This is a genomic window from Pseudomonas meliae (assembly GCF_001400515.1).
Lineage (GTDB): Bacteria > Pseudomonadota > Gammaproteobacteria > Pseudomonadales > Pseudomonadaceae > Aquipseudomonas > Aquipseudomonas amygdali.
Genome location: NZ_LJQT01000107.1, coordinates 24,449 through 32,563 on the forward strand (window position 1 = coordinate 24,449; position 8,115 = coordinate 32,563).

6 protein-coding genes and 1 pseudogene are annotated in these 8,115 nt (G+C 55.6%); 2 read left to right on the forward strand and 5 right to left on the reverse strand.

The genetic code is table 11. The annotated features are described in order from the left end of the window. Positions 1-19: 19 nt before the first annotated feature. On the reverse strand, positions 20-1,648 hold the full coding sequence (locus tag ALO64_RS05125; RefSeq protein WP_044343745.1) for a methyl-accepting chemotaxis protein: 1,629 nt from the start codon (positions 1,646-1,648) through the stop codon (positions 20-22). Positions 1,649-1,833: 185 nt separating this feature from the next. Continuing rightward, entirely contained in the window at positions 1,834-2,463 is a 630-nt protein-coding gene (locus ALO64_RS05130) for a TetR/AcrR family transcriptional regulator (protein ID WP_044343746.1), read from the reverse strand. A 224-nt stretch (positions 2,464-2,687) separates the two neighbouring features. Between ALO64_RS05130 and ALO64_RS05135 the strand changes: the two are divergent. Beyond that, a pseudogene (locus ALO64_RS05135) lies at positions 2,688-3,209 on the forward strand (DUF3237 domain-containing protein). Positions 3,210-3,267: 58 nt separating this feature from the next. Here ALO64_RS05135 and ALO64_RS05140 read toward each other — a convergent pair. The 3 genes from ALO64_RS05140 to ALO64_RS05150 all read right to left on the reverse strand — a co-directional run bounded on the left by ALO64_RS05140 (position 3,268) and on the right by ALO64_RS05150 (position 6,935). Next, the gene (locus tag ALO64_RS05140; protein WP_082303381.1) at positions 3,268-5,388 is read right to left on the reverse strand and encodes a TonB-dependent siderophore receptor; all 2,121 of its coding nucleotides are present in this window, start codon (positions 5,386-5,388) and stop codon (positions 3,268-3,270) included. A 110-nt stretch (positions 5,389-5,498) separates the two neighbouring features. Further along, complete coding sequence (locus ALO64_RS05145; protein WP_005734728.1) at positions 5,499-5,936, reverse strand: GNAT family acetyltransferase; 438 nt, start codon at positions 5,934-5,936, stop codon at positions 5,499-5,501. 54 nt (positions 5,937-5,990) lie between these two features. After that, complete coding sequence (locus ALO64_RS05150) at positions 5,991-6,935, reverse strand: alpha/beta hydrolase (protein ID WP_005734730.1); 945 nt, start codon at positions 6,933-6,935, stop codon at positions 5,991-5,993. Between the two features lie 363 nt (positions 6,936-7,298). On the opposite strand from ALO64_RS05150, the gene ALO64_RS05155 reads away from it, so the two are divergent. Then, the gene (locus ALO64_RS05155; RefSeq protein WP_044343748.1) at positions 7,299-7,772 is read left to right on the forward strand and encodes a GNAT family N-acetyltransferase; all 474 of its coding nucleotides are present in this window, start codon (positions 7,299-7,301) and stop codon (positions 7,770-7,772) included. The last annotated feature ends 343 nt before the right edge of the window (positions 7,773-8,115 follow it).

Below are 8,115 nucleotides of genomic sequence, written 5' to 3' on the forward strand. Positions count from 1 at the left end.
TGCTTCCCGGCGATAGAGCTTAAACGCGGAACTGCTTGGTAAGACGGTTCAGGCCTGACGCCAGCGTCGACAACTCGGCAGTGGCGATGGCGGTCTGATTGGAGCCCTCGGTCGTCTGACTGGACAGGTCACGAATGCTGACCAGGCTCCTGTCGACCTCACGAGCAACCTGGGCCTGTTCTTCGGCAGCGGTAGCGATCATCAGATTGCGTTCGTTGATCTGGCTGATGGAGTCGGTAATTTCGAGCAGCGCCTTGCCGGCGCCATTGGCCATCTCCAGGGGCTTGTGTGCCTGAACGCTGGTCTGCTCCATGGCAGTGACAGCGTTGCCGGTGCCGGTCTGAATCGAGCCGACCATCTGTTCGATTTCGCGGGTCGATTGCTGGGTGCGGTGTGCCAATGCGCGTACTTCGTCCGCGACCACGGCAAAACCTCGCCCTGCTTCGCCTGCACGGGCCGCCTCGATCGCAGCGTTGAGTGCCAGCAGGTTGGTTTGTTCGGCGATGGCGCGGATCACATCCAGCACCTTGCTGATGTCCGTTGCCATGACCGCCAGGCCCTGCACCTCGGTTGAGGTGATCTGCACTTTGGAGACCATCAGGTTGATCGCCGTGACAGTCTCATCGACCTGCGCACGTCCGGCCATGGCTGCGGTGCTCGATTGAGACGTCACTTCCGATGCCGATGCGGCGTTGCTGGCCACTTCCTCTATCGCCGCGCTCATCTGGTTGACGGCCGTAGCTGCCATTTCGATCTCATTGCTCTGACGCTGAATGGTGCGCGATGCATCTTCGGTGACTGCGTGCATCTCTTCGGAAGTAGCGGCCAGTTGGGTGGACGAGTCGCCGATGAGAGTCAGGGCACTGCGCAGGTTGGCTTGCATCAACGCCAGTGCGGCGATCAGTCTGGCCGCTTCATCACTGCCGTCTTGTGGAATGTCTTTGCTCAGGTCATTGGCCGCAATGCGTTGCGCAATGTTCAGCGACTCACCGATCGGTTGAATCAGGCTACGGGTGTACATCCAGGCCAGCAGCAGGGTAGTAATCACGCCGACCGCGATAAAAATACTCACCATCAACAAGGTTTGCTGATAAGCAGATTCGGCTTGATCACCCGCTTTTTCCGCTTTGCTGTCGTTGATGCCGATGAGTTTTTTCAGCGTGTTTTCGACCTGATCAGCCGCAACTTTCATGTCGCCATTGGAAATAGCAACTGCCCCTTCCAGATTGCCCGCTGCAACAGAGGCCAGGTAGCGATCCTGGGCTGTTTGATAGTCGGCGTTGGCTTTGCGGAGCTCGTCGAATGCCTGACGCCCTTGAGGGGTAACGATCAGTTTGCTGAGAGAGTCCGAAAGACCGGCAATCAGCGAGCGGGCCTGCTGAATGTCGCTAAGTGCCTTGGTCCTGCGATCCTGCGGCTCAAGGGGGTTACGAAGTCGGGCGTTATTGCCCCTGATACCGACAAACTCCCTGTCCAGAGAGCCGAGCAGTTTTACGCTGGGTAGCACGTTGGTTTCGATGAATTTTTCTGCTGTGTTGAGAAGTGCTGCCTGACGCAAAGCCAGCAGGCCCAGTGCAACGATCATCAGGCAAAAAATACCGAAGCATAAAGCCGAACGCGGTGCAAGATTGAGTTTTCGCAATATCATTATTATTTCTCCGAAGTGGGCATCAGGCTATCGCCTGTCTTCGGGTTTTCTTGACGAGCTATACGTGCCCGGAATCGAGGTGTGAATCAGGTTGTCCGGATAAATGGTAAGCAAATATGTCACGGCCTGGCAGGTTTACATTTTAACCAGCATTTAAAGAGGGCTACCTGTCGCAGCCCGGTGAATCAGCGCTTTTCCATGCCCAGCATAAAAGTATCAATTGCTCGTTTGACCATGCTTTGAATCTGCTCGACGCTCAAGCGTGCGGGTGTTTGTTGATAGAGGCGAATATCGGTTTCCGCAGTCAGCAGCGAGGTGAGTTGCAGCGCTGCGATATGCGGATCAGTGGTACGTAGCTGGCCACGTTGCATGGCCGCATTCATCAGCGTCGCCACCGTTTTCAGGAATTCCCTGGGGCCTGAGTCATAGAACATTGTGCCGATGTCGGAGTGCCCGGATTCGGCCACTACCATGCGGTACACCGCCAACGCGCTGTCATCATTGATGAGTACCATCAACATTCGCTCCCCGAAGCGCGTGAACAGCGTTCGCAGGTCTAATTCTGCATCTGTGTCCTTGTCGACAGAGATCGCCAGTTCCGAAACGGCCTCGGCAAGATGAGCGTTTGCAACCCTGTTGACCACGGCGATGAACAGCTCCTCCTTGGAGGGGAAGTAGCTGTAGATCGTTGCTTTGGAGCCGCCCATCCGTTTGGTGACTTCATTCATCGACGCACGTTCGTAGCCCATTTCAAGGAAGACACTTGCTGCGGCATCGATGATGGCTTCGCGGCGTGCTTCAGTACGCACCTTCATTTATATCCTCAATCCCTTAGTGAACCGGGTAGTACAGTAAATGCAAAATTCTCTAGACCGGAACTGAACCGTTCGGTACGATTTCAGTCGGTTTCAAGGAGCTTACTGGAAAAGACAGCGCAGATAAATGCCGACGGATCGAGGCGTTCTATATTTTGCAAATCCGATGGCTGCGCCCAGCCATCCATTGCCCGAATTCATTCAACGATGGAGTGAAGAGGTCCATGAACATCATCGATTTCAAGAAACCCGTCAAACGCTCTTTTCGTGGTAATACGGCAGTGGTGCCTCAGCTTGAGAAAGTGCTCACCGTCATTCTGAAGACCGACGTTCCTGTGCTTATGGGCATATGCAGTGATGGACTGCGTAGCAGCAGCAGGATTCTGGGCGGAGAGTTCCATGCCGAATATTTCAGCGGCTCGGTGCAGGCTGGCGGCAGCAGTATGCAGGTTGAATTGTCATCCGAGCTTGCCTTTCTGGACACTCGTTTCACTCTGGTCACGCAATTGGGTGAATTGATCAGCGTTGAAAGCCAGGGTGTCCTGCTCATGGACGAAGTGGGTTAGCAGGAATTGCAGAACGGGGTCTGGCCGATCAGTGACGGCCATTACCAATGCACATGCACGCCGCGCTTCAAGGTTTCCCTTGGGCCTAATGAATGGCTGGAAAAGAGCGCCTTCATTGGCAAGACCGAATACATTCAAGACAATGAAACGCTGATCAGTTTTTATCGGATGAAGTCCTGATTCATCCCTTTGGTTAGGCGTGGAGCAGGCCGTTGCAGGCCTGCTCCGTTGTAACTGGTTAAAAAGTGACACTTGCGCTCAGGCGCGCGGTGCGCGGCTCGCCAACGTTGACCTGCAACTGGCTGCCTGTACTGGACGGGTAGTACTGCTTGTCGAACAGGTTATCGACGTTCAGTTGCAGGCGCGTCTTGTAACCGGCCATCGGCCCCTCCCAGCGTAGAAACGCATCGGCTACGGTGTAGCTGCTCATATAGAAGGTATTGGCATCATCACCAGCGCGCTCGCCCACATAGCGTGCGCCGCCACCTGCATGCCAGTCGCCCAGACCGGACGGGACTTGCAGATGGTGGGTGAGGTACAGGCTGGCCGTATGCTTGGGTGCCTGGCTAAGACGATTGCCCTTGTTGCTTGGATCATCCAGCACTTCGGTGTGGGTGTAAGCGTAAGTGCCGATCATGTCCCAGCGCTCGGCTATGCGCCCGGTCACGTCCAGCTCCACACCTTGTGAGCCGACCTTGCCAGCTGCTTCGCTGACGCCGGTCACGCCAGTGGGGGTGACGACGTTTTTCTTCTCGATGTCGAACACCGCGAGGTTGAGGTTAAGCGCCGGTGCCAGTGCATATTTGGCACCAACTTCGTAACTGCGGCCTTCTTCCGGGTCGAAGGTCGTGCCGTCATCGTTCACATCGTCGTTGGGCACGAACGAACGGCTGTAGTTGCCGTACAGCGAGAGGTCTTCATTGACCTTGAATACCAGACCGGCCATTGGCAGAAATACATCGTCATTCTTGTCCAGATTGGTGACTCGGCTAGCACCAAGGCCTTGTTTGATGTACTGGTCATAATGCTGATAGCGACCACCCAGGACCAGAATCCAGCGGTCATTCAGGTGCCAGTTATCCTTGAGGTACAGGGAAGATGAGGTCAGTTGATTGCTCAGGTTGCTGGTGGTCGTGCTGACGACACTGGGTTCGGCCAGGCTGCCGTAGCTGGGCGAAAAGATATTGAAGCCGTTTTGAGCCGTGTTGCGGTAGGTCTTGCCACGATACTTGTCGGAGTCTTCCTGCTCGGCACCGATCAACAGATCATGTTGCTGGCCAAGAATCTCTTGCTTGCCGATGAAGTCCCAACTGGCATAACGCGTTTCATAATCATAGTGACCGCCATTGGTCTGACGACGCAGCACACCACTGCTGGACAATGTGCTTGGCTGGGCAATCGAGAGGCTGTAGCGGTCGTTGTTCCAGCCGTAGGTCAGACGGGTTTTCCAGTCATCGCTGAGCTGATACTCGAAGCGCGCGGTTGCGGTTTCGCTGATGCCCACGGTATTGGCCCACTTTTCGTCGAGCCGCTTGTCATAGCTGATATCGGCCGGATGACCACCTGTGAACACTGTGCCGCGGTCGAACGGGCTGATGTAGTCGTTGTATTCGTAGGCGAACGTCAGGCTGGCGCGTTCTCCGGTCCAGGACAACGAGGGCGCGATCAGGGTGTGCTGATCGACGCCATAGTTACGCCAATAGTCCTCGCTCTGACGCTCTGCCACCAGTCGGTAGGCCAGCCCGGAATCGCCCAGCGGTCCGGTGGTGTCGATGCCGAAACTGCCACCGCCTTCGCTGTAGGCCGAGCCACTGAGCGTGGTGCTTTGCACATATTGCGGTTGTTTGCTGATCACGTTGATCACGCCACCCGGCTCCATCGCGCCGTACAGCAGCGATGCCGGACCTTTGAGTACTTCAACGCGCTCGGTGGTGGCACCGAAGTTTTTCGATACCACCGAGCGTACGCCATCGCGCAGGATCGAGCCGTCGTCGTTGGTACCGAAGCCACGCTTGATCACCGAGTCCTTGGTGTTGCCCAGTGTGTTGCCCTGGCTGACGCCGCTGACAAACTTCATGGCGTCGTCCAGTGAGCGCACGTTGTAGTCGGCGATGGTCTGCGGCGTTACCACATTGACCGACTGTGCCTCCTCCTTGATCGGTACATCACTTTTGCTCGCGGTACTGGTGCTTTCGGCGCTGTAGCCTTCCCGGCCTTCGGTAGCGGCGGCGGATACCTGGGTGGCAGGCAAGGTTGCGGTTTCAGCAGCATGCACTGCGCCGCTGGCGCACATCGCCAGTGAAAGTGCGGACAGCAAAAAAGGGCCGGGACGGCGAGGGCATTGGGAGGAGGTGCTCAAGGGAAATGCTCAGCAAGGACGTTAATAGCAATAATTGTAATTTGATACTGATTCTCATGTAAATAAATGATTGAGCCCCGTGCTCTGCAAACAGGGGCCTTTTCAGGTTATCAATGACTATCGACGTTGGCGTCAATCCGCTTGCCCATGCTGATGATGGGCTCGGGCGTGTACCCCAATGTTTGATAAAAAGCCTGCACACTTTCGTTGAACGTATGAATCTGCAGATTGATCTTGACGCAGCCAAGGTTCGTAAGAGCCTGTTCTGCGTGCCTGACCAGTGCTGTTCCCAGTCCTTTGCCACGCTGGTGCGGGGCAACTGCAACCGAATACAGCCAGCCGCGATGGCCGTCGTAACCGGCAAGAATGGTCCCGGTCACGCGGCCGTCCATGACGGCGACGAAAAACAGCCGGTCCCCGACAGCCAGTTTCTTGTGGATCGACAACTCCGGACGGTTATGCGGCATGGGGTCATTGAAGACGGTCTTCCACAGTTCGATGACGGCAAGGCGGTGATGCGGGTCTGAATACTCGACAATGCAGTTCATTGCGCGGTCTCTGGGTGATGAGCCCAGAGACTACTGCGTCGTGTCCGGCCATGTCTAACCGGCGTTCTTTGACGGCTGGTCCTGTGTTGTGACCCTGGGCAGTGATACCGGTGTATCAAGCAACGTACGGATGGCCCGACTATAAGCGGGCTGTCCGATCTGCATGCTGTTGTTGTGTGTACCGCCAGGCACCAGTATCAGCTTCTTGGGTTCCTGCGCTGCTTCGAACAGCTGCTCGCTGAAGCGTGCCGGTACGTAGCGATCCTCGGTGCCGTGCACGATCAGCACTGGCATGTGGATGTCTGCAATCTTGTCCAGAGAGTCGAACTTCTGCGACAGCAACCAGCGCACAGGCAGCGAGGTATTGGCCAGCGCTGTGGCCACATCGGCCAGGTTGGTGAAGGTGGATTCTATTATCAGCCCGCGGGCCTGAATCGGCGCGTTGCCCTTTTCTGCGTCATTGCCCAGTTCGGCTGCCAGATCCACCGCAACTGCCCCGCCCAGCGAGTGCCCATATATAAGTCTGCGTTGCGGATCGGGCTGCAGTTGTTTCAGGCGTGCCCAGGCGATGCGTGCATCTTCGTACACCGACTTCTCGGATGGCAGCTGGCCCATGCTCTGACCGAAACCCCGATAATCGATTGCCAGTATCGAGTAGCCCTGCGCCTTGAGTTGCTGGATACGGAACAACTGGCCGGTGAGGTTCCATCTTGAGCCATGCAGGTACAGCACGGCCGGGGCGTTCTTGTCCGATGCGGGCCACCACCAGGCGTGGATATTCTGCGATGGTCCAAATGACGGTGTGCTGAGTTCGATCTCCTGCACATCGGCGGGCAGGCCGCTGTACCAGCTTGCGGTGCCGGGCTCGATGCGAAACACCAGCTCGCGTTCCTTGTGCTCAAGCACTGCACAGCCGACCGGGAGGCCAATAATGATGGCTAACATGCAGACCCATTTGATCGGACGAGCCTTGAAGCGAGCCAGGGGCGAAATCGGCATAAGACGCATGATCCAGTCAACAAAGTGAAATAAATGCCGGTTCTGCGTCAGGGTTGCAAGATGAACCACCAAACATGGGTTACAGAATATTGCATAGCGGGGTTCCGGGTATGTTTTCAAGCTGAGCAATCATGATGTACACGCAAACCCCTACGCTTCAATACGTTGCGCCAAGAGGTCCGAATGCAGCGTCAACAAAGGCGCTCAATAGCACAATTCGTTATTGCAGTGCCCTTTTCGATAGCCGGGGATTATGCTGTGAAGGGACAGGCGCTGTATTTTTGTCACCAGCCGTCGCCCGAATCGCCGATCTGCTTAACGTTTACTCGCGCTTTCTTCAATTTCTTCAAGAGGTTACCGCTCATGTTCCATCACCGCCCCCTGGAAGAAAAAGACATCCCCACGATTTGCGAACTGCCGCAGAATGCCGACGAACTGTTCTACATGTTCCCCAGAGCGACTTACCCGCTGACTGCCTCGCAACTCAGCGAAGCACTGGAGACCCGACACGACTCGACCGTCATCGAGATGGATGGCGAAGTTGTCGGTTTTGCCAATTTCTCTCAATGCAAATTTCGCGGCCGTTGCTCGCTGGGTAATGTGATCATCGCTCCGAAGGCCCGCTCCAAAGGGGTAGGGCGTTACATGATTACCAGTATGATGGGGATCGCATTTGACAAGCACGAAGCGACTGAGCTGATTGCATCCTGCTACAACCATAACGTCCCCTTTTACCCGCGGATGGGCTTTCGCCCTTATGCCATCGAAGAGAAACGCGATAAACAAGGTGCCCGGGTGGCGCTGATCCATCTGCGTCTGTCTGGCTCGGAACAGTAAGTTTTTCATGCGGGGGCACGCACGGCCATTATTGCATCGGCCCGGGCGTGCCTTTTATCTTTAACCCGTTTTCAAGCGACTCGATAACAGTGTCTGGTTATTTTTCAGATAACGCCGTCCCGGCAGTCGACCGTTCGTCAGTATTTATGCTGCTTTCTAGTGTGACTTCTGTACGCCGTGATTCACGTCAGGCCGTAGTACGCTGGAAATCATTACGGTGAATCGTTTTTTCTGTTGATTCTTCAATAAGGGACAGCATTAAAAGGAGCAAGGATATTCGGTTGTGGAAGTTGCTAGAGTGGCTGCGAGAGGTGTATAACTCGTTTAAGGAGACGCTGAACAA